Source organism: Maritimimonas sp. 2405UD52-3, from assembly GCF_056591715.1.
Genome location: NZ_JBWQOL010000004.1, coordinates 321,901 through 347,096, shown reverse-complemented (window position 1 = coordinate 347,096; position 25,196 = coordinate 321,901). Strand labels below are relative to the sequence as shown.

The 25,196-nt window shown below is 34.2% G+C and carries 22 protein-coding genes; 16 read left to right on the top strand and 6 right to left on the bottom strand.

Going from position 1 to position 25,196, the window contains the following annotated elements:
- Positions 1–17: 17 nt before the first annotated feature.
- The gene (locus tag AC1EU5_RS11745) at positions 18–1,532 is read right to left on the bottom strand and encodes a S41 family peptidase (protein ID WP_480192585.1); all 1,515 of its coding nucleotides are present in this window, start codon (positions 1,530–1,532) and stop codon (positions 18–20) included.
- A 131-nt stretch (positions 1,533–1,663) separates the two neighbouring features.
- Here AC1EU5_RS11745 and AC1EU5_RS11740 point away from each other — a divergent pair, with 131 nt between their 5' ends.
- The 4 genes from AC1EU5_RS11740 to AC1EU5_RS11725 are packed head-to-tail and all read left to right on the top strand — an operon-like array spanning position 1,664 to position 3,742.
- A complete protein-coding gene (locus AC1EU5_RS11740; protein WP_480192584.1) occupies positions 1,664–2,173 on the top strand; it encodes an RNA polymerase sigma factor in 510 nt (169 codons plus the stop codon).
- Positions 2,160–2,591: a hypothetical protein gene (locus AC1EU5_RS11735; protein ID WP_480192583.1), complete on the top strand. Its 432-nt coding sequence runs from the start codon at positions 2,160–2,162 to the stop codon at positions 2,589–2,591. The genes AC1EU5_RS11740 and AC1EU5_RS11735 overlap by 14 nt, the downstream gene beginning before the upstream one ends.
- A gap of 12 nt (positions 2,592–2,603) precedes the next feature.
- Positions 2,604–3,185: a DUF4252 domain-containing protein gene (locus tag AC1EU5_RS11730; RefSeq protein ID WP_480192582.1), complete on the top strand. Its 582-nt coding sequence runs from the start codon at positions 2,604–2,606 to the stop codon at positions 3,183–3,185.
- 8 nt (positions 3,186–3,193) lie between these two features.
- Positions 3,194–3,742 (top strand): DUF4252 domain-containing protein, encoded by a 549-nt coding sequence (locus tag AC1EU5_RS11725; RefSeq protein WP_480192581.1) that lies wholly within the window; start codon positions 3,194–3,196, stop codon positions 3,740–3,742.
- A gap of 52 nt (positions 3,743–3,794) precedes the next feature.
- On the opposite strand, the gene AC1EU5_RS11720 is transcribed toward AC1EU5_RS11725, so the two are convergent.
- Positions 3,795–4,157, bottom strand: coding sequence for a helix-turn-helix domain-containing protein (locus tag AC1EU5_RS11720; protein ID WP_480192580.1), 363 nt, complete (start codon positions 4,155–4,157; stop codon positions 3,795–3,797).
- Positions 4,158–4,404: 247 nt separating this feature from the next.
- Here AC1EU5_RS11720 and AC1EU5_RS11715 point away from each other — a divergent pair, with 247 nt between their 5' ends.
- The 4 genes from AC1EU5_RS11715 (at position 4,405) to AC1EU5_RS11700 (ending at position 8,835) form a co-directional block, all read left to right on the top strand.
- Positions 4,405–5,538 (top strand): M14 family zinc carboxypeptidase, encoded by a 1,134-nt coding sequence (locus AC1EU5_RS11715; RefSeq protein WP_480192579.1) that lies wholly within the window; start codon positions 4,405–4,407, stop codon positions 5,536–5,538.
- A 63-nt stretch (positions 5,539–5,601) separates the two neighbouring features.
- Positions 5,602–6,087 carry an Lrp/AsnC family transcriptional regulator gene (locus AC1EU5_RS11710; protein ID WP_480192578.1) on the top strand — a complete coding sequence of 162 codons (486 nt, stop codon included), beginning with the start codon at positions 5,602–5,604 and terminating at the stop codon, positions 6,085–6,087.
- Positions 6,088–6,162: 75 nt separating this feature from the next.
- Positions 6,163–8,136, top strand: a complete 1,974-nt coding sequence (locus AC1EU5_RS11705) for an alpha-ketoacid dehydrogenase subunit alpha/beta (RefSeq protein ID WP_480192577.1) — start codon at positions 6,163–6,165, stop codon at positions 8,134–8,136.
- Positions 8,137–8,169: 33 nt separating this feature from the next.
- On the top strand, positions 8,170–8,835 hold the full coding sequence (locus tag AC1EU5_RS11700) for a sterol desaturase family protein (RefSeq protein WP_480192576.1): 666 nt from the start codon (positions 8,170–8,172) through the stop codon (positions 8,833–8,835).
- A 4-nt stretch (positions 8,836–8,839) separates the two neighbouring features.
- On the opposite strand, the gene AC1EU5_RS11695 is transcribed toward AC1EU5_RS11700, so the two are convergent.
- The gene (locus AC1EU5_RS11695; protein WP_480192575.1) at positions 8,840–9,868 is read right to left on the bottom strand and encodes a LacI family DNA-binding transcriptional regulator; all 1,029 of its coding nucleotides are present in this window, start codon (positions 9,866–9,868) and stop codon (positions 8,840–8,842) included.
- A gap of 147 nt (positions 9,869–10,015) precedes the next feature.
- Between AC1EU5_RS11695 and AC1EU5_RS11690 the strand changes: the two genes are divergently transcribed.
- From AC1EU5_RS11690 to AC1EU5_RS11665, 6 genes are all read left to right on the top strand, one after another.
- Entirely contained in the window at positions 10,016–12,688 is a 2,673-nt protein-coding gene (locus tag AC1EU5_RS11690; protein ID WP_480192574.1) for a TonB-dependent receptor domain-containing protein, read from the top strand.
- A gap of 61 nt (positions 12,689–12,749) precedes the next feature.
- Entirely contained in the window at positions 12,750–14,054 is a 1,305-nt protein-coding gene (locus AC1EU5_RS11685) for an MGH1-like glycoside hydrolase domain-containing protein (RefSeq protein WP_480192573.1), read from the top strand.
- Positions 14,051–14,656 (top strand): GNAT family N-acetyltransferase, encoded by a 606-nt coding sequence (locus tag AC1EU5_RS11680; RefSeq protein ID WP_480192572.1) that lies wholly within the window; start codon positions 14,051–14,053, stop codon positions 14,654–14,656. The genes AC1EU5_RS11685 and AC1EU5_RS11680 overlap by 4 nt, the downstream gene beginning before the upstream one ends.
- Positions 14,653–16,299: a sodium:solute symporter family transporter gene (locus AC1EU5_RS11675; protein WP_480192571.1), complete on the top strand. Its 1,647-nt coding sequence runs from the start codon at positions 14,653–14,655 to the stop codon at positions 16,297–16,299. The genes AC1EU5_RS11680 and AC1EU5_RS11675 overlap by 4 nt, the downstream gene beginning before the upstream one ends.
- A gap of 262 nt (positions 16,300–16,561) precedes the next feature.
- Complete coding sequence (locus AC1EU5_RS11670) at positions 16,562–16,744, top strand: zinc ribbon domain-containing protein (RefSeq protein WP_480192570.1); 183 nt, start codon at positions 16,562–16,564, stop codon at positions 16,742–16,744.
- Positions 16,745–17,032: 288 nt separating this feature from the next.
- Entirely contained in the window at positions 17,033–19,315 is a 2,283-nt protein-coding gene (locus tag AC1EU5_RS11665) for an acyl-CoA dehydrogenase family protein (protein WP_480192569.1), read from the top strand.
- A gap of 37 nt (positions 19,316–19,352) precedes the next feature.
- On the opposite strand, the gene AC1EU5_RS11660 is transcribed toward AC1EU5_RS11665, so the two are convergent.
- Genes AC1EU5_RS11660 through AC1EU5_RS11650 form a run of 3 tightly spaced genes read right to left on the bottom strand, consistent with a single transcriptional unit; the run spans position 19,353 to position 23,184 of the window.
- Entirely contained in the window at positions 19,353–21,332 is a 1,980-nt protein-coding gene (locus AC1EU5_RS11660) for an alpha/beta hydrolase-fold protein (RefSeq protein WP_480192568.1), read from the bottom strand.
- 18 nt (positions 21,333–21,350) lie between these two features.
- Positions 21,351–22,283: a hypothetical protein gene (locus AC1EU5_RS11655; protein ID WP_480192567.1), complete on the bottom strand. Its 933-nt coding sequence runs from the start codon at positions 22,281–22,283 to the stop codon at positions 21,351–21,353.
- 10 nt (positions 22,284–22,293) lie between these two features.
- Positions 22,294–23,184 (bottom strand): TolB family protein, encoded by an 891-nt coding sequence (locus AC1EU5_RS11650; RefSeq protein ID WP_480192566.1) that lies wholly within the window; start codon positions 23,182–23,184, stop codon positions 22,294–22,296.
- A 259-nt stretch (positions 23,185–23,443) separates the two neighbouring features.
- On the opposite strand from AC1EU5_RS11650, the gene AC1EU5_RS11645 reads away from it, so the two are divergent.
- Positions 23,444–24,436 (top strand): sensor histidine kinase, encoded by a 993-nt coding sequence (locus AC1EU5_RS11645; RefSeq protein WP_480192565.1) that lies wholly within the window; start codon positions 23,444–23,446, stop codon positions 24,434–24,436.
- 13 nt (positions 24,437–24,449) lie between these two features.
- The gene (locus AC1EU5_RS11640; RefSeq protein ID WP_480192564.1) at positions 24,450–25,151 is read left to right on the top strand and encodes a LytR/AlgR family response regulator transcription factor; all 702 of its coding nucleotides are present in this window, start codon (positions 24,450–24,452) and stop codon (positions 25,149–25,151) included.
- Positions 25,152–25,196: the final 45 nt, after the last annotated feature.

Genomic DNA, 25,196 nt, shown 5'->3' with positions numbered 1-25,196 from the left:
CTTAAATAGATACTCTGTTAATTCATAAAGTCTTCCTGACCTGGCAAAATATACATCTCATCAGAAAACTTTCTCTGAGTAATTTGACCTTCTTTAAAAACTGCTCTTTTTGGTTTTAAGCTTGATTTTGTAGCCCCTTCTAAGATATTATCTATAGTAGCTCTTAATAAAGCTTCGTTAGTGTCTCCAAAAGGAAGAATGTTTGCTGTAAAATCAACTTCATCTATGAGTACATCCGGAGTAAATCCATCTGCATAGTCACTTTGATTTAAACTATTAAATATTTGAAACACTATGGGTTGCATTCCTATAGTATGTTCAGAAGTTCTTCCATCCGTATTGGTATAAATCTCACGATCCGCAGTGGCAGGAGCATCAACAACAGTTATAGATCCCTCATTTTTTCCAACGGTTTGAGTGCCGACTAAAATGACTGGCATAGAAGGTCTAAGCCCATTTATTATCATTTCACTGGCGGAAGCTGTTTTATCTGATGTTATAACATAAAGTCTAGATAAATTTGTTAATCTACTCATAGGTATAAAATTTCCAGTAAAGTCTCCAGTAGTTTTATCGAAAAGAGCTGCATCATCAAAAAATGGAAAAGTAGTACCATTATCAGTATTTCTTTTTGTGTTATATGTCAAGCTTGCAAAAGGATCTACCTCAGAAGCTTTAGCACCATCAATCATACTAGCAAGATAAGCTGATGTCAAGACAGATCCACCACCATTATATCGCAAATCCAAAATGAGTTCATCAATACCTTGCGATTTAAAATCTACAAATATTTCATTCAACTCAATATGAAATGTGCTCCTAAACCCATTGTAAACTAAATAACCGATTTTCTTACCTCCTTCTTCTATAACTGAGGAAAAGTGAACTGGGTTTTCTACAACATCTCCAGCATTTAATGATTTATCCTCTCCTTTAGGAACTAAATTTCCTCCATCAAAACTGGCAACTCCAATTGATACGGATGGTTGAGAAAATAAATTATTAAGTAGTGATAGATTATTTACATTAAGTATATTACCGTCTACTTTATAAATCAAATCTCCACGTTCTATCCCAGCATCATCTGCAGGAGATCCAGGAACTACATAGGCAACAAATATTACTATATCATCACTTCCTTGAGCTACTCTAACTACAGTTCTTGGCAACTCTATTCCATAAGAAAATGTTGTTCCGTTAAAAGCATCTAATTGAGCTTGTACATCAGGAATATACCATGAAAAATCATCAGCAGAAAATTTCAAACTATTAAACAAATCTTCAGAATCTGTAAAACCATTTAAGTAAGTATAGTAATCATCTGTATTATCATCTTTGGAATCTGCTAAATTGGTAACATCTGTTTGCCAGAAATACCAATAATTCATAGCCTTCCATACAAAATCATTTACTTCATTGTCAAGTGAAACAGTAGGATCCGGATCAGGTTGTGGCTCCGGTTGAGAATCATCACTACTACAGGCAATAAAAAAGAAACTAGCTAGAAAAGCTAACAAAAGTACTTTCTTCATAATCTAATTTTAGTTTTTTAAAAATGTGCCGCAATTTAAGAAATTTCGTAAGGCCGTGTAACAAAATTGTAACTTACTCGTCGAAATGTTGAATCGCGTTAGAATAGCGTATCAATAATCAAACCAAATTAATGAAGCAAGCTGAATTTTTAAATACAGTTTTACCTTTAAAAGATAAAGTTTTTAGACTAGCAAAACGCTTGTTAGTGTCAACTGACGAAGCTGAAGACGCCACACAAGAATTGTATTATAAACTCTGGAAAAACAAGAAGAAGTTAAAGGAGTACAGAAACGTAGAGGCTTTTGCTATGACCATGACCAAGAACTATTGTTTAGATCAGTTAAAAGCAAAACGATCAAACAATTTAAAGTTGGTACATAGTAACTATAAAGATGAAAATGTATCGCTACAACGAAAAATAGAATTAGAAGATAGTGTATCTAAAGTACATGAGCTGATTAAAAGTTTGCCTGAAAAGCAAAAAATGATCATACAGTTAAGAGATATTGAGAATTATGAATTTGAAGAAATTGGCAAGATTCTTGACTTACAACCTACAGCGGTGCGTGTGGCGCTATCTAGAGCAAGAAAAACGATAAGAGAACAACTCATAAAGACACACAACTATGGAATTAGTTAAAATAGAAGAATTACTAAAAAAGTATGAAAATGCTGAAACTTCTTTGCAAGAAGAAGCTGCTTTAAAAACTTATTTTTCAAGTGATATAGTAGCTCCCCATTTGTATGAGTATAAGGCGTTATTCAATTATTTTGAAATGAGCGGTAATGAGACATATACAAAGACTATTCCGCTAAAAAGAAACAGACCTAACTTATGGTGGTTATCTATTGCAGCCTCAATTCTAGTAGTATTTAGTGTGTATTTTATGACAGACTCTGGTCTATCTGCTAAAGAGCAGCGTGAAGCAGAGCTTGCTTTTCAAGAAACTCAAAAGGCTTTCCAACTGATTTCTCAAAATCTAAACAAAGGAGAAAGTGTTGCATTTGCTGGTTTGAGTCAATTTGAAAAAGCGCAAAACAAAGTATTTAAAAAGTAAACATGTAAAAAAATGAAGACAACAATAAATAAATTAGGGAACATGAATATTAAAAAATTGATACTAGTATGTTTGGTAGCTATGCTACCGGTACTAACCATGGCTCAATCTGCATTTGATAAGTTTGAGGATATGGAAGAAGTAACTACCGTAGTTGTTACAAAAAAAGCCTTTGAATTGATGAGTAAAATGGGGGTAGATACTGAGGAAGGTAAAGAATATGTAGATATGGTTAGAAACCTTAATAGCTTACGCGTATTGGCTACTGAAAGTTCTTCAATAGCTGCTGAAATGAAATCTAAAGTAAACAGTTACTTAAAATCATCTAACCTGTCTGAATTAATGCGAGTTAAAGATAAGGATGCCAATGTGAAAATTTACATAAAAGAAGGAAGAGATGCTGATCATGTAAAAGAATTATTCATGTTTGTAGATGGATTAAGTAATATGACTAAAGATAGTGAGCGTAAGGCTGAAGCTGTGATCGTTTCTATTACAGGTGATATTGATTTGAATAAAATCTCTGAGCTTACAAAGCAAATGAACATTAAAGGTGGTGAGCATTTGAAAAAGGCAGGAGAGAACAAAAACTAATGTTTAAAATGAAAAGACTAACTAATTATATAACTCTAACGTTTTTAATACTTTTTATTACCTCTTGTAGCAGTGAGGCCTCGTTACAAAAGTATTATATAGACAGCCAGGATAATAAGAATTTTATATCAGTCGATATTCCGGCCAGTATTATTTCTCTAAAAGATGATGTTTCTCCTGAAACTGCAGAGGCTTATAAGTCATTAAAGAAAATGAATGTATTGGCCTTTAGGAAGAATGAAGAGAATACAGCTGAATATGAAGTAGAAAAAAAGAAAGTAAAAACTATTCTGAAAAGCGATAAGTTTACGGAATTGATGCGTATGAATGATAAAGGCAGAAATGTGGTTATTAAGTATGAGGGGGATGACGACAGCATGGATGAAGTTATAGTTTATGCTTCTGATAAAGAACAGGGCTTTGCTTTAGTACGTGTTTTAGGAGATAATATGACTGCAGAAAAGATCATGAAGTTGGCTCAGGGTATTCAAGAAGTGGATGGTAATAATATTGGTGTTAAGCAACTCGAGGGCTTTTTGAAAATGAAATCAGAATAATAATTAGAAGAGTTAATATTATAATTTAGAATCCCGCCAAGTGCGGGATTTTTTATGGAACAAAATTCTCAAAAGTACCGTCCTTATAGAAAATGATAATTCTATCAATTTCTTTTTGATGGGGTTTTAGATCCGCTAGATTGCTTTCTTTAGCAGGGAAGGAACTTACATCAGTTTTTTGTTGTCTTCTTTTAGGAAAAGTTCCTTTTCCGTTCATTAACCAATACAAATCAACTTCAGAGAACTTATCTAGTACCTTTAAAACAAAATCTAGGCTAGGCTTATTTCTTCCTGATAATAAATGAGAAATGCTAGAACGCTGTACACCTATTTCATCTGCAAATGAAGATGGTGATAATTTATAGTATTCCATGATTATCTTAAGACGATTTGTAAAATCAGCTGCATTTATCATTTTACTTTTTCTGTTTACAAAAGTATAAATATACTGTAGTTGAATATGTGATTATAGCTAAAAATCAATAATTTACATTAAATTAAAAATTTCAATAATAAGTATAAAAACATTGATTATTAATTATTTAAAGTATGTAAAAATGATTTATTATAAATTATTCAATACATATATCTAGTAATAAAACATTTGTTTACAAAAGTAATCAAATAAATGGATCGCCATTTACTTTTGTAAATTATTGAATATGTACTTTTGCCTTGTGGAAGTAATCAACATAGCAGCATTATTGGATTGGCACGACCAATTCAAGCAAAAGTTACTCGGTGGTCGTTATATCACACATGAAATGATTGAGCCTTTTTTGGAAAAGCTAGCTCACCAATTCAAAGTTGATGCTATAGGCGTTTCTGTTCATGAAAATCCTATTTATAGTGTTGAGGTTGGTCATGGAAAAATAAGAGTGCTTTTATGGTCACAAATGCATGGTAATGAATCAACAGGTACTAAGGCTCTGTTTGATGTTTTCAATTTTCTAGGGAACCAAACTAACTTTGAGAATGTAATAGATATCATTTTAGAAAATTGCACATTGGTTTTCATTCCTATTTTAAATCCAGATGGTGCACTTGTATATACACGTAAAAATGCTAATAATGTAGATCTAAATAGAGACGCTGTAGACCTTTCGCAGCCCGAAAGCATTCTATTACGTAAAGTATTAGATGAATTTAAGCCTGATTATTGTTTCAATTTGCATGATCAGCGTACTATTTTTAGTGTAGGTACTAAAAAACAAACAGCAACTATCTCTTTTTTGGCACCTTCAGTAAATGAGGAAAGAACAGTGACTGAAGGTAGAAAAGAGACTATGCGTGTTATTGTGAGTATGAATGAATTACTTCAACAAGTTATTCCAAATAACATAGGGCGTTATACCGATGAATTTTATCCCACTGCTACCGGAGACAATTTCCAAAAGCTTGGTCACAATACTATTTTGATTGAAGCCGGCCATTTTAAAGGTGATTATTTACGAGAACATGTAAGGAAGTATAATTTCTTAGCCCTAATTCAGGGGCTTCATTATATAGCTGCTGGTGATAAAACATTAGATCATACGCCATATTTTGATATTCCAAATAATGAAAAGTTGTATCTAGATATTATTTATGATAACATCCATCTAAAAGAAGCTGAAGAAAAAGTTTCTGTAGGTGTTGTTTTTAAAGAGCTGTTAACCAGCGGTAAAATTAGCTTTGAGCCGGAAATCTCAATCGTTGGAAATCTAGAGAATTACAATACAGATATACGTATGGACAAAGAAGGAGTTGAGGTGAAAAATGAAGATGAATTAAAGAAAATTATAAAAATATGGTAGAAATATTGTTTTTTTTCTAAAAATTTTTGATTTTTACTTGAAATTCAATAAAACTCATAGGATATGTCAAAATTTAAACTCGACGAAATAGATCACCAAATACTTGATATACTCATAGAAAATGCAAGAACTCCCTTTACAGACATAGCCAAAAAATTATTAGTATCTGCGGGTACTATTCATGTACGGGTTAAGAAAATGGAAGAAGAAGGCGTTATTAAGGGTTCCACTTTAACGGTTGATTATGATAAAATGGGCTATACATTTATAGCTTATGTAGGGGTTTTATTAGAAAACTCATCGCTTACAAGCAAGGTCATTGATGAATTGCATAATATTCCAGAAGTTACGGTTGCACATTTAACTACTGGTAAGTTCACCGTATTTTGCAAATTGAGAGCTAAAGACACCAAGCATGCAAAAGACATTATCTTTAAGATAGATAATATTTCTGGTGTATTACGTACAGAAACTTCAATTTCTTTAGAAGAAGTTATTAATGATAAAAAGCGACTTATGCATACAATTTTTAGTGATTTTAAAATTTAATAATTCAATTGGTTATTTCATATAAATCTTCTTCCTTTGGGGGAAGATTTTTTTATGTAAAACAGTCAGAGTTTTATGAAATTTGATAAAGCAAAACTTAGTAATTCAGTATTACTTGACCTCTATAAGGCATTATTAAAACCTCGGTTAATAGAAGAGAAGATGCTCATTTTACTCCGTCAAGGTAAAATCTCTAAGTGGTTTAGCGGTATTGGTCAAGAAGCAATTGCTATTGGCGTTACAAAAGCACTGAGCGCAGATGAGTATGTATTACCTATGCATCGTAATTTAGGAGTATTTACTACCAGAAACATCCCACTATATAGACTATTTGCACAATGGCAAGGTAAAGCCAGCGGCTTTACGAAGGGACGAGATAGAAGTTTTCACTTTGGCACTCAAGAGTATAAGATTGTAGGAATGATATCGCATTTAGGACCGCAATTTGGAGTAGCCAATGGTATAGCATTAGGAAACCTCCTAAAAAAGAATAAGCAAGTATGTGCTGTATTTACTGGTGAAGGTGGCACCAGCGAAGGTGATATTCATGAAGCCCTAAATGTTGCTTCTGTATGGAATCTACCTGTATTGTTTTGTGTTGAAAATAACGGATACGGCCTATCAACACCAACTTCAGAGCAATATAATTGTGAACACTTGGCCGACAGAGCGAAGGGTTATGGTATGGAGTCGCACATATTGAATGGTAATAATATTTTGGAGGTATATACCACCATTGCTAAATTGGCAAAGAGCATGCGTTCAAGGCCACGCCCAGTCATGATAGAGTTTAAAACATTTAGAATGCGAGGTCATGAAGAAGCAAGTGGTACGAAGTATGTTCCACAAGCATTAATGGATGAATGGGCTGCCAAAGACCCTATAGAAAATTATCAGGAATTTTTGAAAAATGAAGGTACACTTACAGAAGAACTTGAAGTTCAAATAAAAGAGGAAATTGTTCACAAAATCAATGAAAATCTTGATAAAGCTTTTGCTGAAGAGAACATTAGTTCTTCTTTAAAAAACGAATTAAATGATGTGTTTCATAAATTTGATTTTCAAGAAGTAAAAGAAAAAGATGAGACCTCTGAATTGCGTTTTGTTGATGCCATTTCACATGGACTCAAACAAGCCATGGAAAAACATGATGACATTGTCATTATGGGGCAAGATATAGCTGAATATGGAGGTGTTTTTAAGATTACTGAAGGTTTTGTAGAAGCATTTGGAAAAGAGCGCGTTAGAAATACGCCTATTTGCGAATCTGCTATTGTATCTAGTGCCTATGGGCTCTCAATTAACGGCATGAAGTCTGTGGTTGAAATGCAATTTGCTGATTTTGTAAGTTCAGGATTTAATCCTATTGTAAACCTACTGGCAAAATCACAGTATCGTTGGGGTCAGGAAGCCGATGTGGTTATTAGAATGCCATGTGGAGCAGGAGTGGGGGCAGGTCCATTTCATTCACAAACCAATGAAGCCTGGTTTACTAAAACACCGGGATTAAAAGTAGTGTATCCTGCTTTTCCTTATGACGCAAAAGGACTTCTGACCACTGCTATAGAAGATCCAAACCCAATATTGTTCTTTGAACATAAAGCATTGTACAGAAGTATTCGTCAAGAAGTGCCTGATGATTATTACACGCTACCTTTAGGAAAAGCATCGCTGTTAAGAGCAGGTAATGACATTAGCATCATCTCTTTTGGTGCTGCAGTACATTGGGTGCTGGAGGTTACAGATCAAGAACAAATCAACGCTGATATCATTGATTTAAGAAGTTTACAACCATTAGATACTGAGGCTATTTTCACATCCGTTCAAAAAACAGGAAAAGCTATCATTGTACAAGAAGATTCATTATTTGGTGGTATTGCCAGTGATATCTCAGCATTAATTATGGAACGCTGCTTTGAATATTTAGATGCTCCTGTAAAGCGCGTGGCCAGTATTGAAACACCTATTCCTTTTGACTCTAAACTAGAAGAGCAATACCTTGCAAAAAGTAGATTGAAACAAGAATTATCTGCCTTACTTTCCTATTAGTTTTATACCTTTATGGTGTAATTCTGCAATGGTATGCCAACAGCAAAGTTAAAAAGGCCAAAGCATAAAGGAAGTGGAACTATTTTCAAAAACCCTCTTTTAGAAGGACTCACAAAAACGCATATTTCAATTCCTATAATGCTTTTTAGTATTATTTCAGGTTTTCTGATTTATTATGGTATTATTGAAAAGGGGTTTACCACTCCACAAATGATCCTATTGTTCTTTGCAGGTATGTTTGTTTTTACTTTTGTTGAATATATAATTCATCGTTTTATTTATCATATCAAACCTCATAACCATTCCATGGAAGAATTTAGCTACAAAGCGCATGGCATTCATCATGATTACCCTAAAGATAAGCAGCGTTTAGCTATGCCTCCAATTATAGCCTTAATGCTAGCCACAATGTTCTTTATTGTGTACAGGGTACTTTTGGGTGACTTGGTCTTTGGTTTTTTAGCCGGTTTTCTAATGGGTTACACATTATATTTATGCATTCATTATAGTATTCATATCTTTAAAGTGCCTAATAATTTTTTAAAAGTCTTGTGGTATCATCATGCTATTCATCATTATAGGCAACCAGATAAAGCTTTTGGTGTGTCTTCCACACTTTGGGATCATGTATTTGGAACCATGCCCGAATTAAGAAAGACTTCTGCACAATCAGGAGACTATATTGATGATAAAAAATAGTAGATTAATGCCTGAAAGATGATGCACGTACGATTAAATTTGTACGTATTTGTACAGTTTTATTGGTAACTTCTTCTTCATTTTCATTTTCTATTTCATGTACCAAATATTTTATGGCTGTCTTTCCTATTGCACTACCGGGTTGATTAATAGTAGTTAACTTGGGTTCTACAATGGTTGAGGTATATGAATTACTAAAACCTACTACAGCAATCTCATCAGGAATTTTGATGTTCAACTTATTGAGCGTTTTTATAGCTCCTATGGCACAGCTATCTGTAATAGCAAAAATAGCATCTGGTCGTTTCTTTAATGTCAATGCAATATTGGTAAGTTCTTGACCATGCTCTAAGGATATATTTTCGGTACTAAAAACTAATTTTTCATCTAATGCAATTTCATAGTGTCGCAACGCCTGTAAATACCCTTCAAATCTCCTTTCTGAATTAAATGAATTTTCAGTTTCTTTGAATATAGCTATTCTTCTTTTACCAATATTAATAAGGTGTTCAACGGCATTGAAAGCTGCCTGCTTTTCATTAACTATAACTTGGGTGCATGGTATTTTATTAGAGACCTTATCAAATAAAACTAAAGGTACTCTTTCCATTATGCGCAGAATGTCATTAATGTTTTCAGTAACCCTCGTTAGTGAAAGCAGTATGCCATCTACATCAAATTTAATCATAGCATTCAGCATCTCTATTTGCTTTTTGAAGTTATTCTTAGATTCAGAAATAATAACTTTATAGCCTTGTTTTTCTGCTTGTTCTAGAATCCCTTCCAATACCGTAGATGTAAAGTAATGTGTTATTTTTGGCACTATTACGCCAATAGTATGACTTCTATGTGTTCTAAACCCCTGAGCAAATAGGTTAGGGAAGTAACTTAATTCTTTAGCTTTCTGCTGTACTCTTTCTTTTGTTGAAATGCTAATATCTGGGTGATCTTTAAGAGCTCGAGATATCGTAGATATTGATAATCCTAAGTCTTCAGCTATATGTTTAAGGGTAACACTAACTTTTTTCTTCATATACTTTTTAACGATAAGTTCTAATTTATGAATTTCAAACGTTTCCGCAAACGTTTGCATTAATTTATTTAATATTTTTTAAATTAAGGGATTAATAATTTATAATTTTATAAAATAACTAGCTAATTTTTATAATATTCGTAAATTATGAAGACTTTACTTTTTAGTATTATTTGTGTACTTGGCTTTACATATTCCTTAGCACAAACCGAAATTTCAGGAACCGTAAAAGACAATTCTGGAAATCCAATTCCAGGTGTAAATGTTCTTATTAAAGGAACATCATCTGGAACAACAACAGATTTTAACGGAGAATTTTCTTTTTCAACCAGTCAATCTGGAAATCAAACACTTCAATTTTCTGCTATTGGTTATAAAACTGTAGAGAAAGAAGTTAATCTAACTGGTAGTACAATAAATGTAGATGTTTCAATGGAAGAGTCTACACAGCAATTAGATGAAGTACTGCTTACAGCATCATCAACATTCAGATCCCAAAAGCAAGCACCTTTATCAATTAGTTCAAAGAAGATAAAGGAAATCACAAGGTTATCTGCAAATAGCCAAGCAGATATTCTTAGAGATGTTCCGGGAATTACCGCAGAAGGTGGAGGTGGTGAAACAGCCACTAATTTATTCGTAAGAGGTTTACCCTCAGGAGGCCAATATGTATTCAATCCGTTACAGTATGATGGAATGCCATTAATGAGCACATTTGGGCTTAATTCATCTGCGCATGATGTTTATGCCAGACCTGATATTGGTTTTAAAGGAGTAGAATTTGTAAGAGGTGGTGCAGCAGTTCTTTATGGGGCTGGTTCTGTAGCAGGTATTATCAACTATACAAGCAAAACAGGAGATTCAAACGATGAGAATATTATTAATGTTGAATACGGAAATAGAGGTAGATTGAAACTGGATTTTTATACCGGGGGTAAACTTGGAGGTGAGGATTCTAATACCTATTACGCTCTAACTGGCTTTGTAAGAAAGGATAATGGTCCTATAGAGACCGGATTGGATACGCGAGGGGTTCAATTTAGAGGTAACATCAAGAAAAAATTTGAAAATGGTTCGTTTACAGTTCATGGACAATTTATAAATGATAAAGCGCAATTTTTCTTACCATTACCATTAGAAGGAGGGTCAAGGGAGCGTATAAGAGGTAATGATGGTGATGAAGTAGAACAACTCTTATCAGGAGAATTGGCCAACAATTCTTTTTTAACTCCAGGTGGTGTATATGAAAGTCCTATTGATGATGGAGTATTTACGAGAGGTGGTTACGTATTAGGAGAATTCGACTACAATTTAGCAGATAATTTAAAATTTAGGTCAAAGGTGAAATATGCCAATTACAGTCACAATTTTGCCTTATACGTTGGTGGAAATGGTAATTTTGGCAATCCCATTACACTTTCAGAGTATATTTCAGAAGTAGCTCCTGATGCTATTGCAACCAATGCAAGCTATCAAGGTGGTTCAGGCGAACAAATAAACGACAATGACCTTGTTGTAGAGAATCTACATGTAGATAGGTTAAGACCTATGACCGACTATTCCGGAGAAGCTAATTTGATTTTCAACACAAAAGACAATAAGCATACATTCACACTTGGTACTTTTCTTGCAAGAACTGAAGCTGAAGACGTGAACTATCAATATAGAATTCTTTCAGAATTTAATAATAACCCTAGATTGGTAAACCTAAGTTATACTGACGTAGGTGGTAATAATGTAATTTATTCTGACGGAGGTATTTATAATAGAATAGGAATGACCTCTAACAGATTTTTAACCCAAAGTAGAACAGCATTCTATTTAACAGATGAAATTGTATTAGATAAATGGCGTTTTGATATTGGCGTGCGTATTGAGAATACTAAAGGTACTTTTAGGGATGGTAATCCTGGATTAGAAGATACACAGGTATATGATAATCCTGAGCTTACGAGTGATTTACAAAATGTTAGATTCACTAATGGAAGCTTTATTACAGGAGAGATTGAAGATACAGATTGGGCTGTATCACTTGCAGGGCTTTATAGGCTTTCTGATGCCACAAATTTATATGCCAATTTTTCAAGAGGATTTTTCTTTCCTCAACAGCGCGGGTTCTCGCCAACACCTGGGATTAGAGATACAAATTATAACGCTGAAACAATATTACAAGGTGAGATAGGGGCTAAGTTTGGTACTTCTAGTTTTTCAGGTTCTGTAGCCGCATATTTTGTAAACTTAAGTGATCGTATTCGAATAGATCAGGCCATATCTGGTGGACAGTTAGTAGACCAAGCCCGCAGTGAGCAAACTACAAATACTATTGGTCTTGAAGCAACAGGAAACTATAATTTCACAGATGATTTCAGGGTATTTGGCACCGTGACATATCAGGATCACGAAATAACAACAAACGAAACAGAAGATCTGGTAAATGGTGGAATCTCTACTATAAATGAAGGAAATGAAATAGGTAGACAACCTAATATATTAGGAAGCTTAGGAGCAAGTTTTGATAACAGTGTCTTTGATGCAAACTTTACTTTAAATCATACGGGTAAGAAATTCACAGATGACTCTAATAATGTTGAACTAGATGCTATTACTATAGCCAGATTTGGGGCGGGTTATTCATTCAAAACAAAAGATGATAATTCAATAAGATTAGGTTTGGCTGTATTTAATTTATTTGATAGTGATGGTTTAACTGAAGGAAATCCTCGTGCCGGCATAGCAGGTCAATCAGCAGATGGAGAATTTTTCTTTGGAAGACCTATATTACCAAGAAGATTTTTCGTAACAGCAACCTTTAATTTTTAGTAATTTGAATTAGTTGGTGCTTTGCCCACCACTTTTGGTGGTGGGTTTTTATATTTGTCTTATGGAAAAATTAAAAGAACAAGCTATGTCTGTTCTCAATAAAAATTGGAAAGGTGGATTTAGCATACCTTGTGAAAATCTATATCCGTTTCAATGGAATTGGGATTCTGGCTTTATTGCAATTGGATGGGCTTATTTTGATATTGAAAAGGCCAAAAAAGAAATAGAAACTTTACTAGATGCCCAGTGGGGTAATGGATTTCTACCACATATTATCTTTCATAACGATAGTGACACCTATTTTCCTGGGCCAGAATTTCATGAATCTCACTTGCATCCTCAAGCATCAAAACAATATAAATCATCTGGAATTACGCAACCTCCGGTAACGGGCTTCGTATTAAAGGAACTGTATAGAATTGCTAAAGATAAAAATGATATACTAGACTTTATTAAAACTCAAATTGATAAAGTATACCTAAATCATAAGTATTTCTACACAAAAAGAGATGTTAACAATGAAGGATTGGTATACATCTATCATAATTGGGAATCGGGTACAGATAACTCGCCTTTATGGGATGATATTTTTGAAAATATGGACTCTCCTGAATATGAATTTGAACGAAGAGATACCACTCATGTAGATGCAGCACAACGACCTTCAAAAAGAGAGTATGATCATTATCTATATATCATTGATATTGCTAAACAACATCAGTATAATGATGCAAAAATTGCAGAATTATCACCATTTTTAGTATTAGACCCTTTGTTCAACACCATGTTAATCAAATCAAATCAAGCCTTAATTGATTTGTATACCTTAATTGGAAATAATGAAGATAAGATTGAACAATTGAATAAATGGCAGCAAAAAGCCTTGATTTCTTTTAATTCTAAATTATATGATGACGAGCTTGGGGTTTATGTGCATTACGACTTAAGGAATAAAAAACCATTGAAATATATATGTTCTTCTTCATTTTCGCCATTATTTGCAGGCATTCCTGATGCTGAACGAGCTGAAAAGCTAATACATATCATGACGAAAAAGTTTGGAAATGATGATCAGTATTTATGTGCATCTTTTGACCCTGAAAGTGATCGATTTAACCCAAAAAAATATTGGAGGGGCCCCGTTTGGGTAAATTTAAACTGGATCCTTTTTTATGGCTTAAAGAATTATGGCTATCATGAACTGGCAGAACGTATTAAAAAGGATACCGTAGAATTGATTGAAAAGGAAGGATTTTACGAATACTTTGATTCAAGAAAAGAAGTTTATAAAGATAGTAACGGTGGCTATGGAGGAAATAACTTTTCTTGGAGTGCTGCATTATTCTTAGATCTTATTAACAATTGATTTTTTCTGAAAATTATACTTTAGAAAATGAGGTGGTAAGATTATGTCCTCTTAAAACTGAGCATTTAGATGCGCTCCTTAAGATTTCTAATGACCCAGATATATGGACCTATTTTTTTGAAAAAGGAGCTACCAAAGAAGAATTGACAACATATTTAAATAAGGCTTTTCTAAATCGCCAAAAAGAAAGAGAATATCCGTTTGTGGTATATTATAAAAAAAGACAGGCAATAGTTGGTATGACCAGACTATATGAGTATACAGCTGATTTTAAATCAGTTAAAATTGGACATACCTGGTATGGCAAAGCGTTTAGAGGTAGCGGAATCAATAAACACTGCAAGTATCTGTTGTTCAAATTCATTTTTGAACAATTGAATCTTGAGCGTATTGGCTTTGGTGTACATGCAGAGAATTTAATTAGCATAGCCGCGCTTAAAAGTATTGGCTGTATATTAGAAGGTAATTTACGGTCTTTATTTCCATCAATGAAAAATGAAAATAAAAGAAGTGATGCACTGCTTTTTAGCATACTAAAGAACGAATGGAATATTAAAGTGAAAAATGAATTAGGTGAAAAACTTAAATTAATAGTAGTATGAACTGGCTAGACTATAGTATTGTTATAGGGTATATCATTTTCTTTTTAGGAATGGGTTATTTCTTTAAAGAAAATAAAGACTCTAAGGATTATTTTTTGGGTGGTAGAAGTATGGGGTGGTTCCCGTTGAGTTTATCTACAATGGCAACCCAATTATCAGCTATTAGTTTTATTTCTGCACCCGCTTTTGTAGGATTAAAAGTAGGAGGGGGGATGAAGTGGCTCACTTTTGAATTTGCTGTTCCATTGGCTATGATCGCTATTATGTTAGTGATTATTCCACCGTTATTTCGATCTGGTGTAGTCAGTATTTATGAATATGTTGAAAAGCGATTTAGCACTTCAACTAGAATGACTTTAAGTATTGTTTTTCAAATCAGTAGAGCTTTAGGAACAGGAGTGATGGTTTATACCATTGCTATTATTTTACAAGCGGTTTTAGACATAGATTATATCTATACCATTCTTATTATTAGTGTCATTACTATTATCTATTCCTGGCAAGGAGGGATGAAGGCAGTAGTATGGGGAGACACGATTCAAATGTTGATTTTATTTGCAGGATTGGTAATTTGTTTGATCTATGGTTGGGATTTAGTGCAAGCTCAAGGTGGCTTAGCTAATGGATTTGATCCAGAGCGATTGAAAGTCATTGACAATAATTTAGGTATAGGTGAGGGGAATGAGTATGGGTTTTGGCCTATGCTTATAGGCGGTTTTTTCTTGTATGTCTCTTATTACGGATGTGATCAAACACAAGCACAGCGAATGTTATCTGCTAAAAACGAACAAGCCATACGTCAATTACTGCTGGCAAACGGATTATTGCGCTTTCCTGTTGTATTCGTGTATTGTATTATGGGCCTCATTTTAGGAGCGTTGGTTTCATTAGCTCCAGATTTTTTGAGTGATATAGCGGCTACTACACAAAGACATTTTCCTGAGGAATTTGCGACTAATGGCGTAAAAGCCGATTTGATGGTTCCGGTTTTTATCATTAAATATTTACCTCACGGGCTCATTGGCATTCTGATGATTGGTATTTTATCAGCAGCAATGTCATCCTTAAGCTCAACGGTGAATTCACTGTCAGCAGTTACTGTAGAGGATTTCTTTAATAGAGGCAAGCAAAAGTTGGAAACTAAAAAGTATATGCTCATTTCAAAGGGTGCAGTAGTCTTTTGGGGAGTGGTGTGCATAGCAGCTTCCTTTTTATTTGGTGGTAGCAAGAGTGCTGTTATAGAAATTATTAATGCTATTGGTTCTGTGTTTTATGGGCCGGTGCTAGCCACTTTTGTACTGGCATTTTTTGCTAAGAGAGTAAATCATATTGGTATGAATGCAGGTATTATTGCGGCTGTACTCATTAATTTATTGTTTTCTAAAACCATGCAAGAGATCTTTGGTTTTGATATAGGTTTTGACATTTTTTGGATATGGCTCAACTTCACCGGATTTGCCATGACTGTTATAATTGCATATATAGTTTCTTTGTTTACCAAACGCGTAGAAGCAAAGACTACAAAACTTACAGATTTCACATTAAAGAAATCAGATTTCTTTACAAAAGAGGTCTATATATTGCTTATTTTCTTTGTGTTTATTTTAATTCTGAGCTACTATATTCCTGTAATTTTCAGCTAGTTTTCTGGCACACTATATCTTCATGATTTATATAGTTATTGATATGTGTTCTATGACAAATGAAATGTCATCAAAAGTCACGTCAGTTCTAGTGTTTTTGCGATAGCAAAAATGTATCGAAAACAAGTGATTTTTGATAGTGAGCTCAAGTGTTTATACTATTTTAAATGATAACACGTTATAAATTAAACCTTTACGAAAGTATATGGTCATAATATAGAATCAATCATAGTCAAGCTAACCAACCTAAAACCCACAAGCTATGAAAGAACATGAATTTTTTTGCCCGTATTGTTTTAATGAAGTTTCAACATGGATTGAAACTGAAAAGATCAAGCAACAATACCTAGAAGAATGCACAGAATGTCGGAATCCTTTGGAATTAATCATTGATTGTTATTACAATCAAATAAAAAAGGTAATGATCAATCCGATTGCACAGTAATTTATATTAACTGTTTTTGCAAGGTTTTGATTTTATATCTAGAATTGAATTAAACGCATTTTCTACTGAAATAGTGCTAATCATAAAATTTACTATTTAACATAATATAAATTATAATACATCTCTGTAGTTATAATATGCATTACATCAAATTGCTTTATTTACTAAAACGCTACTACAAGATTACAATGCGTTATGCGCGTCAGATTATGAAGTTTGAACTTACCATCAACAGGCCTTCTACAACCCTATACTAATTATCTAACCAAATTGTCGTATTTTCAGTACATGATAAAAAATAGCTATTCCTCAGGTATTTTACAGTATATACCTTTTTTTCATGTGATCTGGTCAGATGATTTACTATCATACTCAGAAGTGGCTGTAGTAAAAAAAGTCATCAAAAAGGATACAACGCTTTATGAAAATGATCGAAACCTTCTCTTGCAATGGTTAGATAAAAACAACCCTCCAGCAAATGAAGAAATAAAGCATTGGAAACAGATTATTGGCAACTCGCACATAAAATTAGTAGAAAGTGAAACCTATCCGCTGTCTTCATTGAGTCAGAAACTGGTAGCACATTATCATAAGCAAAACTCGTTCAATACTAATTTAGCAGCTATTGAAATTAATTTGGGTATTCAACCCAATCACTACAATCACCTTTTCGATTTAGAAGTAGTAAAAGAAGTTACCTCACATTATTACGATCCTTCTTCTATTGACACTATACTTAAAGACACTTATGCTGCTGTAATTGATGATTTTAAAGAGGTGCTAAAAAACCCCATACTTTATAACGGTATTGAGCGTGATAAAGATGCATTTAGAGAAACAGTACTCAAGCAAGTTAATTTTCTGGCTCAAGAAGGATACGGAGCTATGGCGTATCCTAAAGAGTACGGAGGCACTAATGATATTTGTAGTTATGCAAGAATATTTGAAATGCTCATGTACGTTGATGGAAGTCTAGCGGTTAAGTTCGGGGTTCAATTCGGACTTTTTGGAGGTAGTATTCAAAAATTGGGTACTAAAAAGCATAAGGACGCCTACCTAAAAGATTCGGGTACGGTATCATTACTAGGGTGTTTTGCCATGACAGAAACAGGACACGGATCGAACGTAAGAGGGATTAAAACGACGGCTACCTATGATAAACATACCGATAGTATCATTATACATACACCCGGCCAAAATGATAATAAAGAATATATAGGAAATGCACTGCATGCCACGATGGCTTCCGTATTTGCCCAGCTTATTGTAGATGGTAAAAATGAAGGTGTTCATGCTATTTTGGTACCCCTTCGAAATGAAAAGCATGAACTGATGCCTGGCATCACCATTAAAGATAATGGCTATAAATTAGGACTGAATGGTGTAGATAACGGAAAAATTTGGTTTCATCAAGTTCAGGTTCCCAGAGAAAATCTATTAGATAAATACGGGTCTATTGATAAAAACGGCAACTATTCATCTGAAATTAAAAGCGCAAATAAACGATTCTTCACAATGCTTGGTACGCTGGTGGGAGGAAGAATTTGTGTGGCCCGTGCAGGATTAGGGGGGGCTAAAAAGGCATTAGCTATAGCCGTAAAATATGCGTTACGAAGAAGACAGTTTAATGACAACGTTAAAATTCAGGAAGATCTTTTAATGGATTATCCATCACATCAGTTACGTTTAACGCCAGCAATTGCTTCTTGCTTTGTATACGACGTTACTTTGAACCATATCATGAAGGAGTACGCTGATGACGCCCAAATTGACAAGCGAAAAATTGAAACGCAGGTAGCAGGCTTAAAATCAATCATTACCTGGTTTGGCAACCAAACCATTCAAGAGTGTCGGGAAGCTTGCGGTGGCAAAGGATACTTATTAGAAAATCAGATGGCGGATCTTAAAAATGATGTAGATATTTTTACCACGTTTGAAGGTGATAATACAGTGCTGCTTCAATTGGCGGCTAAAGGTGTGTTATCAGATTATAAAGCAGAATTTAACAGTGCAGGCTTTACCGCAGTTCTTAAGTTATTAGGATCAAGACTTAGTGATAAACTAAATACATTCAATCCTGCCTACGTTAACAATGTAGACAAAGACCATTTGTATAGTGTTAAGTTTCATAAGCATGCCTTTAATTATAGAACGCGTAGATTAACGTATACCATTGCGATGAGGATACGTGATTACATTAAAAAAGGAATGCCTTCTTATCAGGCATTTTTAAAGGTACAAACCCATTTACTCACCCTGGGAAAAGCATATAGTATAGAATTGGCTTACAGCACTTTTACCAATTTTACGACGACGATTACTGATGAAAAATACCGATTGCTATTTGAGAAATTAGGTAGTTTATTTGCATTGCATGAATTGCGTAAAGATGCCTCCTGGTATCTGGAACAAGGATACATAGGTGGTACTAAATCTAAGGCTATGCGCCAACGAGTAGAGAGATTATGTACAGAGTTAAGGCCTCATTTAGAAGTATTGGTAGATGGATTTTGTATTCCGGATTCGTGTATGGATGCTCCAATAGCAAAAAGTAAAGATCATAACCTCTAACAATACGTTACTCAAGGCTTACTATTTTTTAGAATTATTATTTTACAAATACTGGTATAATGATTTCAGAAATTTGAGTCATGATGTTATCTTCTCCGTCATGCCCAGAAATGACAATGGTTAAGTCAAGTTCTTCCATTACTATGACACGTTGCCCACCTCCACCCCAGGCAAATGTGGCATCATAACTTTTATTACCTACCTGTATAAGTGTTTGATACCAAAAATAACCGTAACGATAGTCTTTGGGCATCCAATCTTGAGTAGGTATTACAATGCTGCTGGTGGCTTTGACTAGATAGTCTTCAGAAATAAGTTGTTCTCCGTTTAATTTCCCCTTATTGAGCACCAAATTACCCAATTTTATCATGTCACGAGACATGATACTAGCTTGCGATCCTGCTTGTGGTAAACCACTAATATGTGTTGACCATTTATAATTTGTTATACCCAGTTTGTCAAGTAACTCCCTTTTAATAAAATCCTCAGCTGTTCCGGGAACAACGGCATCAATAACCGTCATCACCAACATTGGATTAAAATTACCGTACAAATATTTCTGGGACTCCGAGGTAATAGGTGCGCTTTGCTCAAGAAGTGTCTGTACGAGCCCTTGCCCCTTTAATCGAGCTGAATCATTCTCAATGTCTTTCCATTTATCTCTATCGATAGTCAATCCTCCATGCATGGTTAATGCTTTATGGAGTGTGATTTTTTTGGCACCTTCAGCAATCTTTTTTGGGTCAATATTTTTTAAAAAACTAATCAGAGGTTTGTCTAGATCTTCCATAGATAGGTAACCCATTTGAATAGCTCTACCCAAAACCAAACTGGTATAGGCTTTTACCGCTGATGCTTGCCCATGAGGCACATTAATACGCCCTTTTTTATAATAGGACTCAAACACTAATTTGTTTTTGTGTGAAATGAGCACCGCATCATAATCACCATGCTTGTCATCAAAAATTTCTTGTGACAATTTGAGGATTGCGTCTCGATCATTGCTGTTTACTGATAGAGTATCAACTACTATTCCATCTGCTCTGTCTTCTGGTGTTAGACTTACATATGCCTTATTGAGATGGGGAATATCCCAGAATGAGATCTGGTTGCTTTTCACCGATACATGGTTCATCAAAGATGATAACCAAGCGACACTTTCAACAGCAACCCTTGGAAACGCGGTTTGATGATCACCTTCAATGGTTTTGTTTTGTATAGATAAATTTAAATTTTTTCTATCCTTTAGTAAATTAAGATATTCATCGATAGGTTCATCTTTCTCCTTTTCTAAACTACCGTAGGCAATAAACACATTAGCGTGCAATGCGCTATTCGTATTAGACTCGGAAGTTTTTAATGTAGTATTGATTTCAGTAAGGTAAGGGACTAAGCCTTTGCTCAACGGACTCCCAAGAATGTAATTATTAAAAGTGTCTGGCTGTGTTAGTAATATATACGCACCAAATGCACCGCTTAGTGAGTAACCGAAATAGGATCGACTGTTGGGATCGGTACGATAGTTATTATCCACATATTGGATAACTTGATTGCGAATAAACTCCAAGTGATTTTCGGCTTGGCCAAATTTTAGTTTGGGATGATTTGGGTTTGACTTTTTCCAGAATGAATAATCGGTAAATCGGCTTGCATGTGCTCCATATTGTTGCATTAAATCTTCTGCGATATCCTTCTGCCATGAAATTCCTACAAGAATAGCATCTTCCAGCATAAACTCAGAAGCACCAGATAGCATCTCTTGATGCCACATAGCATCTGTATAATAAAGGACAGGATAGGTTTGGTTTGCATTCTTTGAATAATTTTCTGGCAATTCTATATACAGTTCGTAATTTTTTTCTGTCTCAGAATCTTTTATGGGGACTACCTGAATTTGTGGCAATACTAAGGGAGATCCTTTCGCTGTTTTGGTATTTTCATCAGCACTATTTTCTTGTGCAAAAACTGTTTGCAAGAATATAGCAGATAATAATATTAATAACTTTGTTGTATTCATATTTTGTTTTTTTGATGATTATTCTTTGGGTCTGAGCATCTCAATAATCTTTGCATCCACCCAGTAACTTTTGCCGACCCAATTTTCACTTCCGTCTTCTTTAATTTCCCATTGCCCTCTTGAGAAAAACAGGTATTTTCCATCATATGTCACATTGCCGCTACTTTCCGAGAGTTCCGTATTAATCTTGCCACCCATGTTCATAGCAGGGAGCCAAGAACCATTCTCCGTTCGGAAACTAATATAGATATCAGACCCTCCATATCCGTCTTCAGTGCGCTGATCCCATATTAAATAAGATTCATCAGGTGCAATATAGGGATGGGCAATCCACGTTCCAGTGTTAATATGCTTGCCCAATTTTTGCCGTGGTTCATATTTCCCATCTATTAGGCGTGAATAACTAATAGCTCCAATTGTATCGGGTTGATTATGTTGATCAAAGCTAATTTCATCAAAATAGGCAGTTCGATTGTCTGAAAAGGATATTCCCATGATATGCTTATCGGAAAAAGGTGGCCCAAGGCTTTTATACTCAGACCAGCCTGTATCAGTCCGCACCTTATATTTATTTCCACCGTATAAAGTATCCCCACTTGGTGAGAATTTTGGCCATTTTAAGTCGGTTTCAGATTCATTACCCCACCTCCCATTTTCATAGTGAATAACAAAAAATGTGCGTTCTTTATATTTTCCATTTTTTCTAGTGAAATAGTAACTCTTCCTATCTGGAGAAAACCTACCTCCTTCAAAAAGCCCATCTGGTGAAACAATCTCAGGAGCAAATAGCTTGGGAATTAAGCCTGGTGGTTCTTCTCCGAAATAGTCGGTTTCTATATCCTGATAGCTATCGAGAGGTGAATCATTGTCTTTTGATTTTGGGTTTTTCGTATTGCAGGCACTAACAGTTAGTGCCAATACAAGTATCAAAATTATATGTGTGTTTTTCATTGTTTAGCTTTTAATTTTTGGGTCTGAGATTCTCAATAATCTTTGCATCTACCCAGAATATATCTACATTTTCGTATTCTTGTGAGCCCATATTTCTATTGAAGAAAAGGTATTTACCATCCGGTGTCACACTTGCCGCCGCCTCCCAAGCTCTTGTGTTTATTTGATTTCCTAAATTAATTGCGACACCCCAAGAACCATCTTTTTGTTTAAAACTTATATAAATATCTGAATCACCATAGCCGTCGTCTCGTGTACTATCAAATATAAGGTAGGATTCATCTGGAGCAATAAATGGATGAAAGCTTTTTCCTGTGTTAATCTTTTTATTGAGTAACCTCGGTTCTTCATACTTTCCATTTACAAGCCGTGAATATCGAATATCACCTGTAAAGTCACGTTTAAACTCGTCAAAAAAATAAGTCCCTTTTGCTGAAGCAGTAAGACGCATGATTGGTAAACTGTCGAAAGGAGACTCAAGGTCTTTTAGCCCAGACCATTCTCTGTTATCATTACGTTCCTTATATCTTCTACCTAAGTGCATGGTCTTACCATCTGGTGAAATAAAAGGTTGACCGATTCGAGATGAAATAACCGACTCATGCCATTCATTATTTTGAAGCTGAAAAACTACAAATTCTTGTTTTTTCTTTCCTTCAACCTCTCTAATAAAGTAAAATTCTTTCATATTGGGTGTGAAGGCGGCGCCATATTCCCAACGTGTTGTTGTGACTAAATTGGGAGCGAAAGGTTTAGGTATTAAACCCGGTGGTTTTTGCCCAAGATAGAAACTTTCTTCAGTTGGAATATCATTTTCTTTAGTGTCAGATTTTTCCGTTTTGCATGAACTGAAAAACAGTATAAATGTCAGTATTAAAAATAGCTCTATAAGATTTTTCATAGTATTTATCAATTACCGCAAGTAAACTCTTAATTGCTACTTTCCAATAATTTTTTATTGGACAAAAAGTTCAGTTCGCACCATTTAAATGTTGAATAAAAATAGCGTATAATCGATGTTTAAAATCTTAAAGATGATGAACCCAATGATTAAATGACAAAATCATTTCGTCATAGATATATGTCTTTTATAAAGAATTTATGCTACTTTGAAGTTCAAGGCAGTATCTTTATTCGGTTTCTAACACCATCTATAGTTTATGATGAAAAAATCCTTGCGGAATACCCTGCTTATTAATATTGGAGCCTTTGCATTGGTAGCCATGCTAGAAATATTGGGTGGATGGCTATCGAGAGATAAATATGATAGTGATTATGCATTTTATGCATGGCAATTGGGCTTTGCAGTAAGTATTATGGCGGTTATTTGGATCAACCATTTTATCCTTATTCCACTTTTTTATGATAAAAAAAAGTACTTTTTATACGGTATATTACTTATTGGAACCATATTCCTAACGTCTTACTTAAAAGGGTATTCTAAAACTAGCTGGGTTGGTGTCTATAAGATGTTCTTTTTCCTTATTTATACTACCGGAACCGGAATGGCTGCTTTCTTTCTGAGGAGAAGTATCTTATTTAGAAGAAAAAATGATGAGAAGGAAAAATTACAAAAAGAAATGGAACTTACCTATTTAAAAGAACAGGTGAATCCTCATTTTTTGTTTAATTCATTAAATAGTATTTATTCATTATCGAGGCAGCAATCGTCAGAAACTCCTGATGTAGTCATGCAGCTTTCAGAACTCATGCGATATCAGTTAGAGAGTGCTAAAAAAGACACTGTTTTATTAAAAGAAGAGCTTGAATTTATAGAAAATTATTTATTACTTGAAGAAAAAAGACTGAGTAAACGTTGTACTATTGAATTTTCAATAGATGGTGATGTATTGGGTTTAAAAGTCGCTCCAATGCTACTTATTCCTTTTGTGGAAAACGCTGTTAAACATGGTGCGCAAAGCACGAATGAACAGAGCTCTATTACAGCAGCAGCTACCATTAAAAATTCTGCCTTTCAATTTCAGATAAGAAATTCTAAGCCCAGTATTGAAGTCACATCAAAGAGAAAAGGAATGGGACTTGAAAACGTTAAAAGACGTTTAAAATTGCTGTATCCCAATTCTCACACATTAGAAATTAAGGATACAGAAAAAACATATTATGTAAATTTATCTATAGATTTAAATACATAGTAGCAAACAACGAATGATTAAAATTGGTATTATAGACGACGAAATACTGGCACGTAAAGTGTTAGAAGAGTATTGTTCAAAAATTGAAAATTTTGAATTGGTATTAAGTACAGGTAATCCACTTGAATTTGTGAATTTCGTACAACAAAACGAGGTTGATCTTATCTTTTTGGATATAGAAATGCCAGAGCTTAATGGCATGGAAATCTTGCGATCTATGATAAAACCACCAAAAGTTATTTTAACGACTGCTTATTCGGAGTATGCATTAGAAAGTTATAATTATGGTGTGGTTGATTATTTATTAAAACCTATAAAAATTGAACTGTTTTTAAAAGCCATCAACAAAGTGGTAGCTTCAAAAATAGCGGAACCTAAAAAGCATAGCGACAATGAAGAACTTCAAATAAAACATGATGGTGTTCCTGTAAATATCTCCTTTACATCTATTCTCTACATCCAAAGTTTTGGAAATTATTTAAAGATTTTTACCGATTCAAGAATGTATCTTATTACAGAAACGCTTATTAACATTACATCAGTCTTGTCCGAAAATTTTCAACGGACGCATAAATCATACATCGCCAATTTAAATAGGGTTACAAAGGCAACGAGAAACCATTTATTCCTAGAAAACAATAAAGTTCCAGTGAGTGCAATGTATAAAGTTCTAGTTTTTAAAAAATTGGAAGCTTTGGCCAATAAATCAAAATAATATAATCAGGCCATTTATAGTACATTTAAATATTGAAATCTGAAC

Excerpts from the sequence above, each read along its gene's own strand:
- AC1EU5_RS11745 (WP_480192585.1), bottom strand. The coding sequence starts at position 1,532 with ATGAAGAAAGTACTTTTGTTAGCTTTTCTAGCTAGTTTCTTTTTTATT.
- AC1EU5_RS11740 (WP_480192584.1), top strand. The coding sequence starts at position 1,664 with ATGAAGCAAGCTGAATTTTTAAATACAGTTTTACCTTTAAAAGATAAA.
- AC1EU5_RS11735 (WP_480192583.1), top strand. The coding sequence starts at position 2,160 with ATGGAATTAGTTAAAATAGAAGAATTACTAAAAAAGTATGAAAATGCT.
- AC1EU5_RS11730 (WP_480192582.1), top strand. The coding sequence starts at position 2,604 with ATGAAGACAACAATAAATAAATTAGGGAACATGAATATTAAAAAATTG.
- AC1EU5_RS11725 (WP_480192581.1), top strand. The coding sequence starts at position 3,194 with ATGAAAAGACTAACTAATTATATAACTCTAACGTTTTTAATACTTTTT.
- AC1EU5_RS11720 (WP_480192580.1), bottom strand. The coding sequence starts at position 4,157 with ATGATAAATGCAGCTGATTTTACAAATCGTCTTAAGATAATCATGGAA.
- AC1EU5_RS11715 (WP_480192579.1), top strand. The coding sequence starts at position 4,405 with ATGTACTTTTGCCTTGTGGAAGTAATCAACATAGCAGCATTATTGGAT.
- AC1EU5_RS11710 (WP_480192578.1), top strand. The coding sequence starts at position 5,602 with ATGTCAAAATTTAAACTCGACGAAATAGATCACCAAATACTTGATATA.
- AC1EU5_RS11705 (WP_480192577.1), top strand. The coding sequence starts at position 6,163 with ATGAAATTTGATAAAGCAAAACTTAGTAATTCAGTATTACTTGACCTC.
- AC1EU5_RS11700 (WP_480192576.1), top strand. The coding sequence starts at position 8,170 with ATGCCAACAGCAAAGTTAAAAAGGCCAAAGCATAAAGGAAGTGGAACT.
- AC1EU5_RS11695 (WP_480192575.1), bottom strand. The coding sequence starts at position 9,868 with ATGAAGAAAAAAGTTAGTGTTACCCTTAAACATATAGCTGAAGACTTA.
- AC1EU5_RS11690 (WP_480192574.1), top strand. The coding sequence starts at position 10,016 with ATGAAGACTTTACTTTTTAGTATTATTTGTGTACTTGGCTTTACATAT.
- AC1EU5_RS11685 (WP_480192573.1), top strand. The coding sequence starts at position 12,750 with ATGGAAAAATTAAAAGAACAAGCTATGTCTGTTCTCAATAAAAATTGG.
- AC1EU5_RS11675 (WP_480192571.1), top strand. The coding sequence starts at position 14,653 with ATGAACTGGCTAGACTATAGTATTGTTATAGGGTATATCATTTTCTTT.
- AC1EU5_RS11670 (WP_480192570.1), top strand. The coding sequence starts at position 16,562 with ATGAAAGAACATGAATTTTTTTGCCCGTATTGTTTTAATGAAGTTTCA.
- AC1EU5_RS11665 (WP_480192569.1), top strand. The coding sequence starts at position 17,033 with ATGATAAAAAATAGCTATTCCTCAGGTATTTTACAGTATATACCTTTT.
- AC1EU5_RS11660 (WP_480192568.1), bottom strand. The coding sequence starts at position 21,332 with ATGAATACAACAAAGTTATTAATATTATTATCTGCTATATTCTTGCAA.
- AC1EU5_RS11655 (WP_480192567.1), bottom strand. The coding sequence starts at position 22,283 with ATGAAAAACACACATATAATTTTGATACTTGTATTGGCACTAACTGTT.
- AC1EU5_RS11650 (WP_480192566.1), bottom strand. The coding sequence starts at position 23,184 with ATGAAAAATCTTATAGAGCTATTTTTAATACTGACATTTATACTGTTT.
- AC1EU5_RS11645 (WP_480192565.1), top strand. The coding sequence starts at position 23,444 with ATGATGAAAAAATCCTTGCGGAATACCCTGCTTATTAATATTGGAGCC.
- AC1EU5_RS11640 (WP_480192564.1), top strand. The coding sequence starts at position 24,450 with ATGATTAAAATTGGTATTATAGACGACGAAATACTGGCACGTAAAGTG.